This window comes from Neisseria sp. P0009.S010 (genome assembly GCF_051958545.1).
Taxonomy (GTDB): Bacteria; Pseudomonadota; Gammaproteobacteria; order Burkholderiales; family Neisseriaceae; genus Neisseria; species Neisseria subflava_A.
Map to the genome: position 1 here is coordinate 51415 of NZ_JBQCVH010000004.1, position 20327 is coordinate 71741.

General features: G+C 48.5%; 17 protein-coding genes and 1 pseudogene. 9 read left to right on the forward strand and 9 right to left on the reverse strand.

Going from position 1 to position 20327, the window contains the following annotated elements:
• Positions 1-287: 287 nt before the first annotated feature.
• From ACTHSN_RS05105 to ACTHSN_RS05125, 5 genes are all read right to left on the reverse strand, one after another.
• Complete coding sequence (locus tag ACTHSN_RS05105) at positions 288-2000, reverse strand: flotillin family protein (RefSeq protein ID WP_049323103.1); 1713 nt, start codon at positions 1998-2000, stop codon at positions 288-290.
• A 211-nt stretch (positions 2001-2211) separates the two neighbouring features.
• On the reverse strand, positions 2212-2877 hold the full coding sequence (locus tag ACTHSN_RS05110; protein WP_440365137.1) for a YqiJ family protein: 666 nt from the start codon (positions 2875-2877) through the stop codon (positions 2212-2214).
• Between the two features lie 90 nt (positions 2878-2967).
• Positions 2968-3411: a hypothetical protein gene (locus ACTHSN_RS05115; protein WP_070459756.1), complete on the reverse strand. Its 444-nt coding sequence runs from the start codon at positions 3409-3411 to the stop codon at positions 2968-2970.
• 1 nt (position 3412) lies between these two features.
• Positions 3413-4081 carry a PspA/IM30 family protein gene (locus ACTHSN_RS05120; RefSeq protein ID WP_070459753.1) on the reverse strand — a complete coding sequence of 223 codons (669 nt, stop codon included), beginning with the start codon at positions 4079-4081 and terminating at the stop codon, positions 3413-3415.
• 53 nt (positions 4082-4134) lie between these two features.
• A complete protein-coding gene (locus ACTHSN_RS05125) occupies positions 4135-4635 on the reverse strand; it encodes a hypothetical protein (RefSeq protein ID WP_107768670.1) in 501 nt (166 codons plus the stop codon).
• 181 nt (positions 4636-4816) lie between these two features.
• Between ACTHSN_RS05125 and polA the strand changes: the two genes are divergently transcribed.
• The 5 genes and pseudogenes from polA (at position 4817) to ACTHSN_RS05150 (ending at position 10763) form a co-directional block, all read left to right on the forward strand.
• A complete protein-coding gene (gene polA / locus ACTHSN_RS05130) occupies positions 4817-7612 on the forward strand; it encodes a DNA polymerase I (protein ID WP_107768671.1) in 2796 nt (931 codons plus the stop codon).
• Positions 7613-7653: 41 nt separating this feature from the next.
• Positions 7654-8766, forward strand: a complete 1113-nt coding sequence (locus tag ACTHSN_RS05135; RefSeq protein WP_070459744.1) for a hypothetical protein — start codon at positions 7654-7656, stop codon at positions 8764-8766.
• A gap of 324 nt (positions 8767-9090) precedes the next feature.
• Positions 9091-9276, forward strand: a pseudogene (locus ACTHSN_RS05140) (DUF2339 domain-containing protein); the annotation flags it as partial.
• Positions 9277-9539: 263 nt separating this feature from the next.
• Entirely contained in the window at positions 9540-9920 is a 381-nt protein-coding gene (locus ACTHSN_RS05145; protein WP_003748129.1) for a putative zinc-binding protein, read from the forward strand.
• A gap of 42 nt (positions 9921-9962) precedes the next feature.
• On the forward strand, positions 9963-10763 hold the full coding sequence (locus ACTHSN_RS05150) for a sulfite exporter TauE/SafE family protein (protein WP_070459741.1): 801 nt from the start codon (positions 9963-9965) through the stop codon (positions 10761-10763).
• Between the two features lie 52 nt (positions 10764-10815).
• On the opposite strand, the gene ACTHSN_RS05155 is transcribed toward ACTHSN_RS05150, so the two are convergent.
• The 3 genes from ACTHSN_RS05155 to gap form a co-directional block, all read right to left on the reverse strand.
• Positions 10816-11349, reverse strand: a complete 534-nt coding sequence (locus ACTHSN_RS05155) for an SMI1/KNR4 family protein (protein WP_070459738.1) — start codon at positions 11347-11349, stop codon at positions 10816-10818.
• A 411-nt stretch (positions 11350-11760) separates the two neighbouring features.
• Positions 11761-13968 (reverse strand): DNA helicase II, encoded by a 2208-nt coding sequence (gene uvrD / locus ACTHSN_RS05160; protein WP_440365138.1) that lies wholly within the window; start codon positions 13966-13968, stop codon positions 11761-11763.
• A gap of 100 nt (positions 13969-14068) precedes the next feature.
• On the reverse strand, positions 14069-15097 hold the full coding sequence (gap, locus tag ACTHSN_RS05165) for a type I glyceraldehyde-3-phosphate dehydrogenase (protein WP_003682614.1): 1029 nt from the start codon (positions 15095-15097) through the stop codon (positions 14069-14071).
• Positions 15098-15883: 786 nt separating this feature from the next.
• Between gap and ACTHSN_RS05170 the strand changes: the two genes are divergently transcribed.
• The 4 genes from ACTHSN_RS05170 (at position 15884) to ACTHSN_RS05185 (ending at position 19543) form a co-directional block, all read left to right on the forward strand.
• Positions 15884-17419 (forward strand): sodium-dependent transporter, encoded by a 1536-nt coding sequence (locus ACTHSN_RS05170; RefSeq protein WP_083315932.1) that lies wholly within the window; start codon positions 15884-15886, stop codon positions 17417-17419.
• Positions 17419-17511 carry a methionine/alanine import family NSS transporter small subunit gene (locus ACTHSN_RS05175; RefSeq protein ID WP_036472778.1) on the forward strand — a complete coding sequence of 31 codons (93 nt, stop codon included), beginning with the start codon at positions 17419-17421 and terminating at the stop codon, positions 17509-17511. The genes ACTHSN_RS05170 and ACTHSN_RS05175 overlap by 1 nt, the downstream gene beginning before the upstream one ends.
• A 232-nt stretch (positions 17512-17743) precedes the next feature.
• Positions 17744-19201: a magnesium transporter gene (gene mgtE, locus ACTHSN_RS05180; RefSeq protein ID WP_440365139.1), complete on the forward strand. Its 1458-nt coding sequence runs from the start codon at positions 17744-17746 to the stop codon at positions 19199-19201.
• A gap of 177 nt (positions 19202-19378) precedes the next feature.
• Positions 19379-19543, forward strand: a complete 165-nt coding sequence (locus ACTHSN_RS05185; RefSeq protein WP_315112285.1) for a hypothetical protein — start codon at positions 19379-19381, stop codon at positions 19541-19543.
• A gap of 35 nt (positions 19544-19578) precedes the next feature.
• Here ACTHSN_RS05185 and ACTHSN_RS05190 read toward each other — a convergent pair whose 3' ends face one another.
• Complete coding sequence (locus ACTHSN_RS05190) at positions 19579-20235, reverse strand: cold shock domain-containing protein (protein ID WP_315112282.1); 657 nt, start codon at positions 20233-20235, stop codon at positions 19579-19581.
• Positions 20236-20327 lie beyond the last annotated feature (92 nt).

Consider the following 20327-nt stretch of genomic DNA (forward strand, 5'->3'; position numbering starts at 1 on the left):
ACGAGTAGATGGCAAGTTTGAAATCGAAACGGTAGAATCAGTTTTTATGACTCAATTGTTGGTGGATCATTGTCAAAGCAGTTAGCCTTGTTATTTGGCTAAGAATAACCCACTCAATCTTTTTTAACCACAAAAAGCAGGGTGGATAATTCCTAAAATTTATTGCAACCGCAACAGAGCTGAATTGGTGAGTATTGAAAATATTAGAATTTGTGGAAGCTCTTGTATAAACAAAAGGCCGTCTGAAAAGTTTCAGACGGCCTTTAAACCATTATGACAGTATCTGTTTATGATTGGTCGATGCTTTTATCCAACCCTTGGGTCAGACCGTTGATGTCGCCACCATTCAGTCCTAACTCTTTCAATAGACCGTCAACCAACGGGGCTTGGCTGCGGTAGCGCAGGGCGCTGTTGACCATTTGGTCTGCAAGGCTGGCTTGTGTGGTTTGGCCGTCTGAAGCACCTTCCGCGCCGTTTGCACCACCGGCAAAACCACCCAGACCATTGACTTGCAAAATCTTGATGTCTTCGATTTTTTCCATTGGGCGGACGGATTCGCGAATGATGTCGGGCAGGTGTTTCAAGAGGGCAAGGCGGACTTGCATTTCAACCTGCTCGACACTCAGCACGTTGGCAGCTTCGTTGACGGCGCGGGTACCTTCGGCGTCAACCTTGTATTGTTGCTCTTGCGCTTGCGCCAACAGAATTTTGGCATCGGCTTCACCTTTGGCTTGCAGGCGTTGTTTCTCAGCTTCTGCTTCAGCGGCAATGCGCACGGCTTCGGCGCGGTCTTGTGCAGCTTGTTTTTCAGCCTCAGCGGCGACAGTGAGCGAAATCGCGTCTTTTTGTGCGGCTTCTTCGGCGGCAATCAATTCAACCGCTTTGGCACGTTCGGCGCGTTCGGTTTCGCGTACGGTAATCACGCTCTCTTCTTCGCGAACAGCGGCGGCGCGGGCTTTGTCGGCCTCGGCTTTGGCTTCGGATTCGGCACGCGATTTCTCGGCAACGGCGATGGCACGGTCTTGCTCGGCCAATTCGATGGCTTTGCGGCGTTCAACCTCTGCCTGTTCAACGGCTTGGGCTTTGCGGATGTCTTCGTTTTTAATGTCGCGTTCGGCGGCAATGCGTTTCAAATCCACTTCGCGTTCTGCGGCAATTTTTGCTTCTTCCGCCTCACGTTTTTTCTGAGATTCTTGTTCGGCAATGCTGGCCTCTTGTTCGGCGCGGCGGACGGCAATCTCACGTTCTTGTTCGAGTTTGGCGTATTCTTCTTCGCGCGAGATTTTTAGGCGTTGCTGCTCGGCTTCGAGGTTTTTGGTTTTAATCGCCAAGTCGGTATCTTGTTCGATTTCGTTACGTTTTTTGCGGCGGCCTTCGATGGTTTCGGTCAGTTTGGTCAAACCTTCCGCGTCAAACGCGTTTTGCGGGTTGAAGAACTCAAAGCTGGTTTGGTCGAGGCCGGTCAGGGAAACGGTTTCAAGTTCGAGACCGTTTTTGAACAAGTCTTCACTCACGACTTGTTGTACTTTCTGAACGAAATCAACACGTTTCTCATGCAGCTCTTCCATCGCCATTTCGGCGGCAACGGCACGCAAGGCATCAACGAATTTACCTTCGACGAGGTCTTTCAGCTCATCGGGGGACATGGTTTTCATACCCAGCGTTTGTGCGGCGGTCGCAATGCTCTCGGCGCTGGGTTTGACGCGGACGTAAAATTCAGCCATTACGTCAACGCGCATACGGTCGCGGGTAATCAGCGCCTGCTGCGCCGCGCGGCGCACTTCAAGGCGCAGTGTATTCATGTTGACGGGGATGATTTCGTGTAGCACGGGCAGCACCATCGCGCCGCCGTTCATGATGACTTTTTCGCCACCGAAACCGGTACGGACAAATGAGACTTCTTTGCTGGCGCGGCGGTACAGACGGGTCAGGATGAGGCCGAGTACAATTAGCGCGACGAGTATGACGCCGGCGATGGTGCCGATGGAGACCAAGTTCATGGTTTTTCCTTTCTTCTTGTTAATATGCCTTTGGGGGCGGTGGATTCAGAAGGCTTTGAGGGAAAGAGGCCGTCTGAAAGGGTTAAAAATATGGGTTGAAATAATAGGGTGGTTGTTTTTCTAATTGTTATTTCAAATTTCCAGATGGTGAGGATAGGGCAGTAAAGTATCTATTTTTCCCGTATCGATAAATCAGCAGTTTCAGACGGCCTCAATCCACCAAGCTTCCGCTCGGATTTAAAATTGCTTTAAATGTATTTCCGTCCAACGACACCAGCAATACTGCATCGCCTTGTTTCAATACATCATCAGAGTCAGGCTCTACCATCACATAATGCTGTTGGCCGTAAGCATCTTTCACGCGCACCTGCGCCGCATTACCTACCCGAGCTTCGCCCAGCACCACTGTGCCGACGCGGCCGATTAAACTTTCTTGCGAAACGGCAGTGGTTTCATCTTTCGGCATAATTTTGTACAAACCGCTAGCCGTCACTCGCACTAAGGGCAGGGAAAGAAACCAAACGATGACTGCTGCCAGCGTGCCATTCAGATAGCTGCCGAATACAGTGGCAAAGGCCGTCTGAAACAGATAACCCGTCAGTCCGTATACGGCAAGAAATACCACCATCAACATCAACACCGGGATACGTCCGACATACAGCCAGCTCAGGAAACGCACGAATATGCCTGCATCCGCCACATCCAATCCAACCTCGGCGTGCGCGGTTTCGGTCAGACTGTCGGGCAACAGGTTGTCCAACCAGTCACTGATACCGCCTGCCAGCATGGAAATGACTTCCAACACACCGAGCAAAATCATCAGCGCAATGGCAATGCCGAAGATTTCAGTTTCGGGGGCGTTGATTAAATTCCACATATTGCATTTCCTTATTCTTTTTGATTTTTTCTTTATGGGATTTGTATTTTGAATAATACATTTTTAATGTTGGTGGGGTTTGTTTGGATTTTATCTACTTAATATAAGTAAATCTAAAAGCATCCACCCCCAAAAGATATATGCAATCCAAAATAAACGGTATTTGAAGAAGTTTTTAAACTTTATTTGAGTTAGGCATTTCTTCTCCAATAGATCTAAGAGTTTTTGCTGCTCTTGTTTGTCACAGTTTTCCAAGATTTCGGTTTTTAATAATTCTATGGCTTGTTCAATAGAAACTTTCCGTCCATCTGCAATTAATTTGTCTCCATATTTTGTCTTCACGTCATTCATAATAATAACAGCATAGAATCCCATAATTAAAATAGCAGCAACTATTGCGGGTATGGGGTGATTATCACTAAGAGACCAAACCGCGATAGTTGATAACAGCAACCATGCAGCATGGTGATTCAACATCTTATGGCGGTAAGCAATCTGCTCAGCAAGCTCATAAATCTTATTAACAAAATTCATCTTATTTCCCTGCTTTCAATGCCGCCAATCTTTCGGCAATGCGGTGGTTGCGGCTTAAGTCTTCCAGTTCTTTCAGCTTGGCCAACTGCGCCGCATCGGTGCTGCTGTGTACCGAGTTTTGGCGACCCATCACACGGTCGAAGGCATTGCCGCTTTTTTCGGCATCACGGGCAATGCGGTTGAGGTCGCTGCCGTTGCCGCCGACTGTTTTGCCTGTGCCCATGCTTTGCTGTGCGGCACGCCAGTCTTGCAACTGCTGCTGCATCTCGCGTTTTTTCGCCTGCAGGGCGGCGATAAAGCCTTCGAGCTCTTTTTCTTGTGCGGCACAATCGGCAATGGTGTTTTCCAAGATGGGCAGACGCGCTTCGATGTCCATCTGTTCGGCGATACCCGCTTCGGCAAGATCATCGCGACCGGCATCTACGGCGGCTTGCAGATTGGCATCGATGGCTTCGTGGCGGTTGCTTTCATCGGCCATTTTCTTGGCGGCAAGATGTTTCTGTGCCAACACTTTGCCCAATTCAGCACGCACTTCATCTACTGCGCGCTCAATTTCGCGGATGCTTTCGTTCATTACCGCTTCAGGCGCGAGGTTTTCCGCCGCATCAATCAGGGCATGAAAACCGCCGCTTACCAGACGGCCTACTCGGCGGGATAGGGTTTCGCTCATTTGGATTTTCCTTTCACTAAAATGTGTTTGTTTCATTTGGTATGGCGGCAGCCTTAAATTTCATTTGCCTGCTGCACAATCTTTGCCAGTTTCAAAGTATTTTCAAGCTGTTGCAGCACGGTATCGTCGTATGCCGCGCCTTTGCCGGTTACGGCGAGTTGCAGGATGCTGTCGGTAAGGCGGACGATGCGCCACATCAGTTCGCGCTCGTATTTTTTCAAATCGTCTAGGTCAGCTTCTGCTGGCAGATCGGCGGCGAGTGTTGCGCCTAAGTCGGGCAGTTGTTCAAACAGCCTCGCCACGATATGCGAATGCACTCCAGCCTGTTTTTCAGCGTGCAAGATTTCGTGTTTTGCTGGTTGGAAAAACTGCTCTTGCGCCGTCAGTGCAGAGCCGTAATCGCGTGTCTGCGTATGCGCCAAGCGCGCCAGCTTGAGCAATTCGCGGATTTTTTCAGACGCTGTATTCGCACCTTCAATTTTGAGTTCGGCAATAAAATCAGCATCTTCCTGAGTGATGCGCACACTAATTGGGATACGGTTCGTTGCATTCATATTCGTCTGCTTTGATTTGTATTCATTTGAATACAAATATACAAGATGGGATTCTGAGGCGCAATACCTGAAACCGTATATTTATGTAAACATCAGGCTGTCTGAAACTTGATTTTCGGTTTTCAGACGGCCTTTTCCTTTATAATCCGTACATTATTTTCATACACACAGCAGGTTCTCCATGTCCAACAAACCCACACTCCTTCTCGTTGACGGCTCTTCTTATCTTTACCGCGCCTATCATGCCATGGGGCAGAATTTGTCTGCGCCCGATGGTGCGCCGACGGGGGCGATGTATGGTGTGTTGAACATGCTGCGCCGGCTGCGGGCGGATTATGTGCATGAATATTGCGCGGTGGTGTTTGACGCTAAGGGCAAAAATTTTCGCCACGAGATGTTCCCCGACTATAAGGCGACGCGCCCGCCGATGCCGGACGATTTGCGCCCTCAGGCGGAAGCCTTGCCGGATTTGGTGCGCCTGATGGGCTGGCCGGTATTGGTGATTCCGCAGGTGGAAGCGGACGACGTTATCGGCACTTTGGCTAAGATGGCTAGCGAAGCAGGGTGGAACGTGGTGGTATCTACCGGCGATAAGGACATGGCGCAGTTAGTAAATGAGCGCGTGACACTGGTGAACACGATGAGCGGCGAAACGCTAGATATTGAAGGCGTGAAGGAAAAATTCGGTGTGCGCCCCGACCAAATCCGCGATTATCTCGCGCTGATGGGCGACAAGGTGGACAACGTGCCGGGTGTGGAAAAATGCGGCCCGAAAACTGCGGTGAAGTGGCTGGAAGTCTATGGCTCGCTGGCTGGTGTGATGGAACACGCTGCCGAAGTCAAAGGCAAGGTGGGAGAAAACCTGCAAGCTGCTTTGGAACAACTGCCGCTGTCGTATGATTTGGTAACGATTAAAACCGATTTGGATTTGCACACCGAGCTTTCAGACGGCCTCGAAAGCCTGCGCCGTACTACGCCTAAATGGGCGCAGCTGGTTGTCGATTTCAAACGCTGGGGCTTCCGCACTTGGCTGAAAGAAGCGGAAAGCCGTATGCACGAAGCGGTGGACGGCGATTTGTTCGGCAGCGATACGATAGGCGAACAGGCGGCGTTGGACATGGAAACGTCGTCTGAAAAAATCATAGAACATGCCCCCGCCCCCGAAAAGTTGGATTATCAAGCCGTTACCACCGAAGCGCAGTTTGCCGCTTTGTTGGACAAACTGGCGCAGGCGGACACAATCGGCATCGATACGGAAACCACTTCCCTAGACGCGATGAACGCCGCGCTGGTCGGCATCAGCATCGCGTTCCAAGCAGGCGAAGCGGTTTACATCCCCGTAGGACACAGCCTGACTGCTGCGCCCGAACAACTTGATTTGCAAGAAGTATTAGGCCGTCTGAAACCGCATTTGGAAAATCCTGCCCTGAAAAAAATCGGGCAAAACCTCAAATACGACCAACACGTTTTCGCCAACTACGACATCGCCCTGAACGGCATTGCCGGCGATTCCATGCTTGCTTCCTATATCATCGAGAGCCATCTCGGACACGGCTTGGACGAATTGTCCGAACGCTGGCTGGGCTTGGAAACCATTACCTACGAATCGCTGTGCGGCAAAGGCGCGAAACAAATCGGTTTTGCCGACGTCGCTATCGGGCAGGCGACCGAATACGCCGCACAAGACGCAGATTTTGCCCTGCGCCTCGAAGCGCACCTGCGCGCGCAAATGGACGACAAACAGCTTGAAATGTATGAAAAAATGGAGCTGCCTGTTGCGCAAGTATTGTTTGAAATGGAACGCAACGGCGTACAAATCGACCGCGCCGAACTCGCCCGCCAAAGCGCAGAACTCGGCGCCGAACTGATGAAGCTCGAACAAGAAGCCTACGCCGCCGCAGGCCAGCCGTTCAACCTCAACTCGCCCAAACAGCTTCAAGAAATCCTGTTCGACAAAATGGGCATCCCCACCAAAGGACTGAAAAAAACTGCCAAAGGCGGCATTTCCACCAACGAAGCCGTGCTCGAACAGCTCGCGCCCGATTATCCATTGCCCAAAATCATCCTGCAAAACCGCAGCCTGGCAAAACTCAAATCCACTTACACCGACAAACTGCCCGAAATGATTTCGCCCAAAGACGGTCGCGTGCATACCACCTACGCTCAAGCCGTCGCCATTACCGGCCGCCTCGCCAGCAACAACCCCAACCTGCAAAACATCCCCATCCGCACCGCCGAAGGCCGCCGCGTGCGCCGCGCCTTTACCGCACCGCAAGGCAGCGTCATCGTTTCCGCCGACTATTCCCAAATCGAGCTGCGCATCATGGCGCACCTCTCCGGCGACAAAACCCTGATTACAGCGTTCCAAAACGGCGAAGACGTACACCGCCGCACCGCCGCCGAAGTGTTCGGCATTGCCCCTGAAAACGTCTCGTCCGAACAACGCCGCTACGCCAAAACCATCAACTTCGGCCTCATTTACGGCATGGGCCAATACGGCCTCGCCAAATCATTGGGCATCGACAACATCTCCGCCAAAAACTTTATCGACCGCTACTTCGCCCGCTATCCCGGCGTCGCCGAATACATGCAGCGCACTAAAGAACAAGCCGCCGCGCAAGGCTTCGTCGAAACCCTGTTCGGCCGCCGCCTCTACCTGCCCGACATCCACAACAAAAACGCCAACGCCCGCGCCGGAGCCGAACGCGCCGCCATCAACGCCCCCATGCAGGGCACCGCATCCGACCTCATCAAACGCGCCATGATAGACGTGTCCCGCTGGCTGGTTTCAGACGGCCTGAAGAGCAAACTGATTATGCAGGTGCATGACGAACTGGTGTTGGAAGTACCCGAAGCCGAACTGGATTTAGTCAAAGAAAAACTGCCGCAGATTATGGCGAAAGTGGACGAAGGGATGTTGAACGTGCCGCTGGTGGCTGAAGTGGGCGTGGGTATGAATTGGGAAGAGGCACATTGATAAACTATAAATTTATTATTTTGAATAAGAAAGAATTTTCTATGAATGTCTTATTGTATGTAATTATCTATCCTATTTTAGCAATTGCATTATTTTTTATATCAAATTGGTTGGGTAAACATTCTTATTCTCTTGGCTATCATAAAATTGATTTTATTGTAGATAGAGAGGACTCTGCTGCTTTTAATTTTTCTCTAAAGGTACTTACTCCTGCAATTTTTATTATTTTAATATCTGCAATTCTTTATAGTTTTCAACTCGATAGATTCACAGAAAGTATTTACATAGTTACTATTTACTCTGTTTTATTAAGATTATTTATTAATTTGTTCATGGGTAGACTGCATATCCTAGATTGGAAGCTGCAGATATTTTATGCAATTACTATTAGCATTGTTAGTTATTTTGTATACGTTAAGTTAATCTTACCTAAAAAACCATTGATTCCAGATTTTAATACTATTTCTAATGAGTTATGGATAATAATTGGTTTGTTTATATTTAATATCATAAATAAAATTGAATTGCCCGAAGCTAAGAAAAAAGAAAGAATCTCAAAATATATAGCTATTAAATATAAGAATTTTATCTCTTTGTATGATAAATATATTAAATCTAATCTTGAGGATGGCTTAGAAAATATTTATAAAAAGGTAGAGATTGCAAAAGAATGGGATACAAACAATAATGATTTTAGAATTAATAATCTTAAGTTTCTTCAATTGGTTGTTTATTCTATAATGATATTTGAAGATTTTAATAGACCAAAGAATGCTAGATTGATTGAAAATTTTGTAGCTAAGCATAGCCCTAGGGAAATAACGCTAGGTATCATGCAGGTAAAAACGGATAAATTAATCACTGATGAACAAAGTATATCGTTAGGTATTGATAAAATAATAAATTCATTCTATGGATATTTAGTTGAATATGTTCAATCAGATTATAACTATTCTAGAGACTGTATAGATTTAATATTAGAAGACTATAATTTGGGTGAGGAATATTCTGGCTCTGTAAAAAATATATGTGATATTTTATCAATAAAAATTTACCAGGAAGACTTTATTGATATATGGTTTGATAATCTTCAAATTATGAAAAAGGGTAATGTTAAGCTAGTAATTGGAGGTCGAATACTTCAATTTCGATAAAAGTTGCAATAATATCAAAAGTATTTGAATTCAAACATATCCAAGGTCGTCTGAAAACCTTTCAAGGTTTTCAGACGATGTTATATTCAACATGACTAGATTTTAAGAATTTGATTTAATGGCAACCACCATTTCAATGGGTGTAATTAAAAAATAATTATGGTATCGAAAATAAAAAAATGAATAGAATTGGTAACATAAGATGGATTTTTTACTTGCTTGTTTTTTAATAGCTGTCGCGATTTTTCTTTTCAGACTTATGCGACGGAGTACAGATTAAAAAATCTGCTCCTGACCATATTTCTGATTCTGAAATAGCATTCCTACTGGATGACAGGCGCGACGCTGATGGGCATCGTAGTCGTCAAACTCTTCCTGATCGAGCTTTCCAACAGCGGCGGTATTGAGCGCATTGCCTCCTTCATCATTGTTGGCCTGCTGCTGCTTCTGGTCGGCTGGTTTGCCCCCGTTCCGCCCAAAGCAGAAAATGATGGCGAACACAAAGCCTAATCATTAACTTCAAATAAAAAGGCCGTCTGAAAAAGCAGCGTTATCTGTTTTCAGACGGCCTTTATTTTTTAGAAGGTGCAATCTGCTTTGTTCTAGAATGTCTAATCGTATTGAGTTATGATGCCTTTTAATATTATATAAATGGATAAGCCGTAGGCCGTCTGAAAAAAGAAAACGGGTCTGCATACCACGCATGATGCGCCCGACAGATTGACTATGGATGGCAATATAAAGATAAAAACCGCTACCGGAGGAAATAGAAAATGCCTAACCGCAATGAGCTTCCCTTAATTTATTCTTGTTCCGGATGTTCCGATGTGGCGCAGCTGGCCAACAACACAGCCGTGGCGCTCGACCATGCCGGAGAATTTGAAATGTCGTGCATTTCCGGCGTAGGCGGCAAAGTCGCGCCGTTGGTACGCAAAGCGCAGTCCGGACGGCCGATGTTGGTTATTGACGGCTGTCATCTGCATTGCGCCAAATCGTGTTTGGAAAATGTGGGCGTTGAAATCCCGGAAGGGCATCATGTAAAACTATACGAACTGGGCTACAAAAAACGCTTTGGCAAAAGCTATGACGAAGCTACGGTAGAAGAAGTTTATCAATATGTTTTGACGAAGAAGGGCGATGTATTGAGCAGTTAATAACTTTTAATAACAAAAAATTTAATCAAGAGGAAACAATCCATGGAACAATTATTCATTCCCGGCAGTATTATTGCCGATTATTTTTATCTCGGCCTTTTCCTGCTGGTTGTCGCGTCTTTGATTGCGGGCTATGTCGATGCTATTGCGGGCGGAGCAGGGCTGATTTTGATTCCCGCATTTTTGATGGTAGGTTTACCGCCTCAGGTCGCGTTGGCACAGGAAAAATTGGTGAGTACCATCGGTACGGTGGCTGCGATTAAAAATTTTATGAAGAGCAGTTCGATTGTATGGCATATTGTGCCGGTTGGCATTGTTGCGGCTTTAATTGGGGCATTTGTCGGTGCAAAAGTCATTTTGATTCTTCCGGTGGAAACCATCAATTACATTATTCTTGCGTTTTTGCCCATAGGCTTGCTGGCAACTTTGTTTAAAGGTGTTTTGCTGAAAAAAGAAGACGAGCGTGGCGAGATAAAAAAATCCGTTATCGCCGTATTTTTAACTTGTCTGATTGTTGGTTTTTATGACGGTTTTTTTGGCCCGGGTACAGGTAGTATTTTCATCATTGCTTTGTTTGTCATTAACAAATTGTCGTTGTTGCAGGCTTCGGCTACTTCCAAGATTTTCAATTTTGCTTCTAACATCGGGGCATTTGTTGCCTTCTTGATAGCAGGGAAAATGGCGTTCCTAATCGGAATCCCGATGATTTTGGCAAATTTGTTGGGCAACCATTTTGGCAGCCTCCATGCTATCAATTCAAACGGGGAAGTTATTCGTAAGGTTTTGGTCGTAACGGTTTTGCTGATTATCGTTTCAATGGCATATAAGGCTTTTTCGGCTTAATAGGTAGATGTTAAAAGGCCGTCTGAAAAATTTTCAGACGGCCTACTCTTTATTAGTTATCTAAAAACTCATCTTCATGCCGCAAGTTGCGGATAAAGGTTTCAAAATCGGGGGCAAGTTCGACTATTTCAAAATCCCATTCTTGTTCGACAAGCACCACTTTCGGCTCGCCGTCTTTTCCACACTCTCGATAGTCCAAGGCAAACAGGGCATGACCTCCTGACGGGTCGGTGGCCAAATACACGCCGATAGGCGGATACTCCCATTCTTCCAGCCAAAGTTTTTGCCCCATCGCGCCGCACAGACTTCCTTCTTTTTCAAAACCGATTCCCGACATCTCGCAAATTTGCACATGATCTTTCGCCCACGAATTTTTCTGCGTGGTCGGAAAGCAGTTTTTAACAAATATCCCGCCGTTTTGTACTGCCATCAATTCAATAAAACTTTGCGGCAATTTATAGCCTAGCTCACTTTCTACGGCAGCCAAAATTTCAGGGGTAAACGGGGCTTCTTTGTAGTTTTCATCTGCCCAACTATTAGTTTTCCATACGGAGGACAAATCAAAATCTTTAAAAACTTGGGACATAATGTTCTTCCTTATTGATTTCAGTTATAAACAGGGGTTAGGTATCTATACCCGACTTTTATCGTCCGTCATTCCCGCCTGCGCGAGAATGACGGCGGAGGTTTCGGCAAAAATTGCTCCTCCCTTTTTCAGACGACTATTTGCCTTGTTCTTACTACAGTTTTTCTGCCGTAGGTCGGATTCTCAAATCCGACATTTTCCAACAGCGTTTTTTCGGAAACGATAGACGCACCAAATGTTTTTTGTCGGATACAAGTATCCGACCTACATCTCTATTTGCCTCGTCAATGTGCATTGTAGCGTGGGCTTTGCCCAAGATAATGTCAGCTAAAAAGGTCGTCTGAAATTTTGAGTTTGATTCGTAGGCAAAGCCCACGCTACGGGTTTCAGACGACCTCTGTCATCTCCCTTCTACATCTCTTCCAGTTTCGCAAACTTGGTATCCAGCTCTTTCACGCCCTGTTTGCCGAAGTTGATGGTCAGTCGGGCGGATTCGCCTTTGTCCACGGCATCGATGATGACGCCGGTGCCGAATTTGGCGTGGCGGACGTTTTGGCCGATGCGGAAGCCTGCGTAGGTTTGCGGCTGTTTGAAGTCTTCGATGATTTTGTCCCGTTGTACGGCGGTTGGGCGTGTATTGCCGTAGCTGTCGTAGGCGGGTTTTTTGACGGACAGATAGTGCAATACTTCGGGCGGGATTTCTTCGACGAAGCGGGAGACGATGCCGAATTGGGTTTGTCCGTGAAGCATTCGTTGTTGCGCCATGGTGATGTAGAGGCGTTTGCGGGCGCGGGTGATGGCGACGTACATGAGGCGGCGTTCTTCTTCGAGGCCGCCGCGTTCGGCAAGGCTCATTTCGCTGGGGAAGCGGCCTTCTTCCATGCCGGTGAGGAAGACGGCGTTAAATTCCAAACCTTTGGAGGCGTGGACGGTCATCAGTTGGACGGCTTTTTCGCCTGCGCCTGCTTGGTTTTCGCCGGATTCGAGGGCGGCGTTGCTGAGGAAGGCGAGGATGGGGAAAGCGGGGTCGTCTGAAATGTTTTCGGGCAGGGTTTCAAAGTTGCTGTCTTCGGGTTTGAACTCGATGGCGGCGTTGACGAGTTCGTCGAGGTTGTCGAGACGGTCTTGGTTGTCGCCTTTTTGGGTTCGGTAGTGTTCGGTCAGGCCGCTGTCTTTGAGGATGCCGACGATGATTTCGGACAGGGGCAGTTGTCCGACTTGGTTGTGCAGGGCTTCAATCAGGCGGACGAAGGCGGCGATTTTGGTGGCTTTTGCGCCGGCGTTGCAGGCTGCCTGCCAGAGGGTGATGCCTTGTTCGTTTGAGGCCGTCTGAAGGTTTTCGATGGTGCGTGCGCCGATGCCGCGCGGTGGGAAGTTAATCACGCGCAAGAGGGCGTTGTCGTCGTCGGGGTTGACGGCGAGGCGCAGGTAGGCGAGGGCGTGTTTGATTTCTTGGCGTTCGTAAAAGCGCAGGCCGCCGTAGATTTTGTAGGGGATGCCGCTGCGGAACAGGCTTTGTTCGATAACTCGGGATTGGGCGTTGCTGCGGTAGAGGACGGCGATTTCGTCCAAATCCCAGCCTTCACGTTCGAGGGCTTTGGTTTCGTCCACGATGAATTGGGCTTCTTCGAGGTCGGTAAAGGCGGAGTAGTAGCGGATTTTGTCGCCTGCTTCGGCGTCGGTGCGCAGGTTTTTGCCGAGGCGTTCGTCGTTGTTTTCGATGACGGCGTTGGCGGCGGCGAGGATGTTGCCGACGGAGCGGTAGTTTTGTTCGAGTTTGACGGGCGCGTCGATGTGGAACTCTTCCATCAGCGCGGTCATGTTGCCGACGTTTGCGCCGCGGAAGCGGTAAATGCTTTGGTCGTCGTCGCCGACGGCAAAGACGGCGGCGTGGTTGCCGGCAATCAGTTTGAGCCAGGCGTATTGCAGTTTGTTGGTGTCTTGAAACTCGTCGACCAGAATGTGGTTGAAGCGGTTTTGGTAGTGTTGGCGCAGGATTTCGTTGTTTTGCAGCATTTCGTAGCTGCGGAGCATGAGTTCGGCAAAATCGACGACGCCTTCGCGTTGGCAGATTTTGTCGTATTCGGCGTAGCACTCAATCATGCGGCGTGTGTGCGGATCGGGCGCGCTCAAGACGGAAGCGCGCAAGCCGGATTCTTTTTGCGCGTTGATAAAGCCTTGCAGCGAACGCGGCGCGATGATTTCTTCGGCGATGTTGAGGCTTTTGAGCAGGCGTTTGATCAGGGAAAGCTGGTCACCGCTGTCGAGGATTTGGAAGGAAGACGGCAGGCCGGCGTCGCGGTGGTGCAGGCGTAAAAAGCGGTGGCACAAGCCGTGAAACGTGCCGAGCCACATGGCGCGGACGTTGATGGGAATCATCGCGCCGAGACGGGTTTGCATCTCTTTGGCGGCTTTGTTGGTAAACGTTACCGCCATAATGCTGTGTACGCTGGCTTGCCCGCTTTGCAACAGCCATGCGATGCGCGTGGTCAGCACGCGCGTTTTGCCGCTGCCCGCGCCTGCCAAAACGAGGGCGGATTGTGGCGGCCAGGTTACGGCGGAGAGTTGTTCGGGGTTTAAGCCTTGCAGGAGGTTGGGGGCGGATTCGTTGGGAAACATGAAGAGGCCGTCTGAAAAGAAATGGGAATGCGATATTTTAAAGGAAATACAAAAGGCCGTCTGAAAAGATGTTTCAGACGGCCTTTGTGTTGGAAGCCGATTAGAACGGACGTACTTCCAAACCGAACATACGGCGCGCGGTGTTCAGCATTTGGCAGCTGAAGCCCCACTCGTTGTCGTACCATGCGAACACTTTAACCATTTTGCCTGCGGTGACTTTAGTCAGCGTAGAGTCGAATGTGCTGGCTTGGGTAGTGTGGTTGAAGTCCATAGAAACCAGCGGCAGGGTATTGTAGGCCAATACGCCTTTCAGACGGCCTTCTTCGGAAGCGGCTTTCATCAGCGCGTTGATTTCTTCGGCGGAAGTGTCGCGGCCTGCTTGGAAGCTCAGGTCAACCAGGGAAACGTTGACGGTCGGTACGCGGATGGCGAGGCCGTCGAGTTTGCCTTTCAGGTCCGGCAATACCAAACCGACGGCTTTTGCAGCGCCGGTTTTGGTCGGAATCATGTTTTCCACACCGCTACGCGCACGGCGCAGGTCTTTGTGGCGTACGTCGGTTACGGTTTGGTCGTTGGTCAGCGCATGGATGGTGGTCATCACGCCGTTTACGATACCGATGTTTTCGTTCAATACTTTGGCCACAGGTGCCAGGCAGTTGGTGGTACAAGACGCGTTGGAGATAACGGTCATGTCGTCGGTAATCACGTCGTCGTTTACGCCGTAAACGATGGTTGCGTCTACGTCATCGCCGCCGGGAGCGGAAATCAGCACTTTTTTCGCGCCGCTTTCCAAGTGGATTTTGGCTTTCTCTTTGCTGGTGAACGCGCCAGTACATTCCATTACCAGGTCAACGCCCAATTCGCCCCATGGCAATTCGGCTGGGTTGCGGGTAGAGAAGTAAGGGATTTTTTTACCGTCGATGATGAGGTGTTTCTCATCGTGGGAAACTTCAGAGTTGAAGCGGCCGTGAACAGTGTCAAATTTGGTCAGGTGGGCGTTGGTCTCGATGCTGCCGCTGGCGTTGATGGCAACGATGTCGAGTTGGTCTTGCAGTTTGTAGTCAAAAATAGCGCGCACTACTTGGCGGCCGATGCGGCCGTAGCCGTTGATGGCAACTTTGATACCCATGGCTTTTCCTCTTCTTTTGGGTTTGGGTTTGGGTTTGGGTGGGGAGTGAATGGTGGCAATTATAGCAAAAATGTAGTGCTGTGTAATTAATGTTTTATTGAAAATTTTAGGTTCGATTATTTTTAATTGTAGATGATTAGAGTAGAAATACAGGTTTAAATTTAATGTTATTTAATATTTTTTGAAATTTCATTTTTTATTAATTCTGTTTTTAGTGTTTTATGCTCGTTTTAAATCATGGTAATGAATGAAACGGGAAAAGGCGGATTGTTTTTGTTTATATTAAACAGAATTTGAGTGTGGCTTTTGATTACAACATACAACAGTGTAATTTTCAGACGGCCCGGGTTTAATCGAGCAAAAGGAAAAGACCGTCTGAACATTTTTGATGACATGGAATTTAAACGCCTTGGATTCCTGCTTTTCCCTATTGAATAAGGGGAGGGCGATTTTTAGCAAAGGGGAAATGGTCGGAGCAAGGGAGGGAAAAACGGTGGATTGAGCTGTGTTTGGGGGTTATATAAATAAGTGTATGAAGGTTTTAGTCGTAGTGTATGAAGATTTTGCTTGTGATTTTAATTTAATTATGACTTGTCAACACTGTTAAATTTTTTTACGATAAGGTCAGATTATGTTTGCATGGCCATAAGCGGTGCATCCTCTATACCGGATATTATCCTTGTCCGAATATCTACTTTAACCGACCGGCTTGCCCGGCCTGATTCCTAAATATATACGCGCAAGGCTGAACGGCCTTGGCGGCACTCGACTTTTAAGAGGTTCATCGTGTCAAATTCTCAATCCAGCGAACGCGCGACGTTTAGCAGTCGCCGCGCCTTTATGTTTGCTGCCATCGGCTCGGCCGTGGGCTTAGGCAACATTTGGCGATTCCCTTACATCGCTTTCGACAACGGCGGCGGTGCTTTCGTCCTCCCTTACTTGGTTGCGCTGTTGACGGCAGGTATTCCGCTGTTGCTGCTCGACTACGCCATCGGCCACCGTTACCGCGGTTCGCCACCTTTGGCTTTCCGCCGCCTCGGCCGTTTGTTTGAGCCGATGGGTTGGTGGAACTTCCTGACCAACGTCATCATCTGTATCTACTACGCCGTGATTGTCGGCTGGGCGGCAAGCTATGCCTATTATTCTTTGACTTCGGCATGGGGTGCGGATCCGCAGGCATTCTTCTTCAAAGACTTCCTGCAAATGGCCGATGCCAAAGACTTGGGCTTGGATTTTGTCGGCAAAGTTGCTGGTCCGCTGATTGCCGTGTGGGTGTTTACGCTGGCGATTATGGCTTTGGGCGTACAAAAAGGCGTGGCCGGTTCATCTACATTCTTCATGCCTTTGTTGGTGGTGATGTTCGTCATCATGGTGGGCATTGCGCTGACTCTGCCGGGTGCGGCAAAAGGTTTGAACGCTTTGTTTACGCCTGACTGGAGCCGTTTGGCGGATCCGAAAGTCTGGGTAGCCGCATATGGCCAGATTTTCTTCTCGCTCTCTATCTGCTTCGGCATCATGATTACTTATTCTTCTTACCTGAAGAAAAAAACCGACTTGGGCGGCACAGGCTTGGTTGTCGGCTTTGCCAACAGCAGCTTCGAGTTGCTCGCCGGTATCGGCGTATTTGCTGCATTGGGCTTTATGGCTCAAACCGCAGGCAAAGAAGTCAGCGAAGTGGCATCCAACGGTATCGGCTTGGCGTTTATCGCGTTCCCGACCATCATTAACCAAGCCCCTATGGGTGCGTTGATCGGCGTGTTGTTCTTCGGCTCGCTGGTGTTTGCCGGTGTCACTTCCATGATTTCCATCGTTGAAGTGATTGTGGCTGCGATTCAAGACAAAATGAACATTGGCCGTGTCAGCGCAACGCTGATTGCAGGCGTGCCAATGGCAATTATTTCTACCTTGCTGTTCGGTACGACTACCGGCCTGCCTGTGTTGGACGTATTGGACAAATTCATCAATACCTACGGCATTGTGGCTTCCGGTTTTGTTTATGTTTTGGCGATTGTCCTGTTGCACAAGCTGCCGGAACTGCGCAACCACTTGAACGCGCTGTCTTCCATCCGTGTCGGTAAAGTGTGGACTGCCAGCGTGGTGGTTACCGTCGCTATGCTCGGCTATATGCTGTATCAAGATACTGCCAGCCTCTTAAAAGAGAATTACAGCGGCTATCCTGACAGCTTCCTCAATATCTTCGGTTGGGGCATGGTAGGCACTCTCTTGGTATTGTCTGTCCTGCTATCTTTCTTGCCGTGGAAACATGGTCAGAACTTCAACGTCAAAGACGAACATGAACACGAACGTGAAGGAGACGAATAATGAGTACTTCAGCCATTATTATGATGCTTGTCGCATTGATCGTCATTTGGGGCGGATTCATCGTCTCCGTCCTGCGCCTGCCTAAAGAATAAGGTTTGAGCAAATGAAAAGGCCGTCTGAAACTTAAATTTCAGACGGCCTTTCCCGTTAAAAATGGTAAAACGGCCTAAAAAAGAGTAGAATATGCACCGTTTACAACTCTGCGCCTCTCAGCAGGCTTGAATTATGGACCTTCCCAGTTCGTCTTTGAACTTCCCATCTGATACACAACAACAATAATCATCCCGCCGAAATGCCTTCCCGCGTCTGGCGGGCGGAGCATTTATGAGCATCGAACAAACCCCTCCGAATCTCGACAATATCCCCGACAATGATGTGGTAGAAGACCGCATTTCTGACGATATCGACCGCATCCACGCCTTATGCGAAATCCTCGAGCCGTCCTTTGAACAAATCGAAGCAGGCATGCCGATTGAAGACGAAAGCCTGCGCGACAAGTTCACCGAGCTGACCGTCCTCTTGGCCGAGTTGCACCCTGCCGACGTGGCCGCCGTCTTGGAATCCCTGCCGCCGCGCGAGCGTAACATCGTTTGGCTTTTGGTCGCCCCTGAAGACGACGGCGAAGTCTTGCTGGAAGTATCCGACTCCGTACGCGAAATGCTGATCGAGTCCATGGACAAAGACGAGCTGTTGGCCGCTGTCGATGATTTGGACGCAGACGAATTGGCAGAACTGGCAGACGACTTGCCGCACCAAGTGGTGTACGAAGCGCTGCAAACGCGTGATGAAGAAGAGCGCGAGCAGGTCAAAGCGGCAATGTCTTACGAAGACAACCAAGTCGGTGCGATTATGGACTTTGAATTGGTCAGCATCCGCGCCGATGTGACGTGTGAGGTCGTGTTACGCTACTTGCGCCGTTTCGACAGCCTGCCTGACCATACCGACAAGATTTTCGTGGTCGATGAAAACGACGTGTTGCAAGGCGTTCTGCCCATCCGAAAACTCTTGGTCGCCGACCCCGAAGACATGGTGGCAGACGTGATGGCCACCGATGTCGTGCGCTTCCGTCCGGAAGACGATGTGGAAGAAGCGGCGCAGGCGTTTGAACGTTATGACTTGGTAACTGCGCCGGTTGTCGATGAAAACAAAAAGCTGATCGGCAGGATCACCATTGACGAAATGGTGGACGTAATCCGTGAAGAATCCGAAGCCGACATGTTGAACATGGCCGGTTTGCAAGAAGAAGAGGACTTGTTCGCCCCGATTTTAGACTCGGTGAAAAACCGCTGGATGTGGCTCGCCATCAACCTGTGTACCGCCTTTATCGCCAGCCGCGTGATTGGCGCATTTGAAGGCAGTATCGAGAAAATCGTCGCACTGGCCGCGCTGATGCCCATCGTCGCCGGTATCGGCGGCAACTCCGGCAACCAAACCATCACCATGATCGTCCGCGCCATGGCAATGGGGCAAATGACCGGCACACAGGCAGGCCGCCTGCTGAAAAAAGAAGTCGGCGTCGCCCTCGTCAACGGCATTATTTGGGGCACGGTGATGGGCGTGATTTCATGGCTGCTCTACGGCAACATCGGCATCGGTTTGGTCATGGTGGCCGCGATGACCTTGAACCTTTTGCTTGCCGCGACCGTCGGCGTCCTCATTCCCGTTATGATGGACAAAGCCGGACGCGACCCGGCATTGGGCAGCTCGGTGCTGATTACCGCGGTCACCGACTCCGGCGGCTTCCTGATTTTCTTGGGATTGGCAACCATATTCCTGCTGTAATAGGAAAAAAGGACGTGTTCGACACTTCCTTTTTCAAACCATTATTTAAAAGGCCGTCTGAAACTTCAATTTTCAGACGGCCTTTGCTGTTTTTTAGGCTTTACATCATTAGGGCGTTTAGTTTTTGATGACGTTTACGGAATAATCGGTACAATCCAATAGAGAGAGGTATAGATTATGAGCATTGCCCATATTGTCATTGAAATTGAGGAATCTACGACTTTAGATGACTGCAATGTACGGTTAAGTTTCAGTGGTGGTACAGAGTTGCAGTCAGATGAGGCAAAGACCGTGTTTTATAAAACTCTTGAAGCAATTGAGGGGGTTCTAGGAGACGATTAAAAAAAACAGGCAGTTCTTTTAACTGCCTGTTTTTTTTAATCGTCATTTGATCGATGAAATATATTGCAATTGAGATTGGAATAAGCTGGGTCATAAATTAATTCATCAATGGATGAATCCTCAGATAAATGCCAAATATTGCTCGGATGATGTGAATAGGAAGGATTGTGCCTAAGCGTATCCTCCCAGAAATCCTTTAACCAATCATCATTAGTGACAACATCAGTGTCAGACTCCAGTTTCATATTCCTGAATATCTTATTTAGAAAGATTGTCAGCACGGAAAATGTTATCGCAGGGAAGACAAACAGCAAGACTATGTTAGTCTCCCTATCAATATCAAAAAAGCCTGCTAAGATGTAGAAAAAACCAGCTGTCATGAACATAGTTAAACACAACGATACTATGGCTGCTGAAAGCAAGTTGTCTTTTTTAGCCATGGGTTGTTTTTCAACTTTATGAAAGTCTTTCCATAAGTTCTTCAATTTTTGGATCTGTTCAGGATCAGGATTATGTATATCACTAACCTTTCGCGCTCGCAGCCCACGACTATGCTCAAATGGTTCGAAATTCACTATCTTTCCTTGTATGTCTGAACCAGTAGTTTGACGGAAAAAGTATTCATGACCATCTTCACCAAAGATAAAGCCAAAATCTTTTTCATAGCTATACCATTTTACGAATCCGATCATGATACTTCTCCTTTATTTATAGGTTACTTGAATGCTATCACTTGTAATCCAACGTTGGAAGAGGCGTTGCGGCGGGCTTGGGCGCGCATCAT